Origin of the sequence: Pseudomonas sp. PS01300 (assembly GCF_029960155.1) — a bacterium.
Taxonomy (GTDB): domain Bacteria; phylum Pseudomonadota; class Gammaproteobacteria; order Pseudomonadales; family Pseudomonadaceae; genus Aquipseudomonas; species Aquipseudomonas palmensis.
In genome coordinates, this window is sequence record NZ_JASCPN010000165.1 from 1 (window position 1) to 284 (window position 284).

Sequence of the window (284 nt, forward strand, 5' to 3'; positions counted from 1 at the left end):
GGCCATCGAGGTGGCCACCCGCATCGCCCCCGAGCACCTGGAGCTGTCGGTGGCCGACCCGCAGGCCTGGTTGCCGCAGATCCGCCATGCCGGTGCGAGCTTCATGGGCCGCCACACCAGCGAAGCGCTGGGCGACTACTGCGCTGGCCCCAACCACGTGCTGCCTACCTCCGGCACCGCACTGTTCTCCTCGCCGCTGGGGGTGTACGACTTCCAGAAGCGTTCCTCGCTCATCTTCTGTTCCGAGCAGGGCGCTTCGGACCTGGGTCGCACCGCGTCGGTGC

The 284-nt window shown here is 69.4% G+C and carries 1 protein-coding gene; it reads left to right on the forward strand.

Annotated elements, in window-relative coordinates:
- On the forward strand, positions 1 to 284 hold a 284-nt coding region (locus QMX96_RS26805), incomplete at both ends, for a histidinol dehydrogenase (RefSeq protein WP_282362736.1).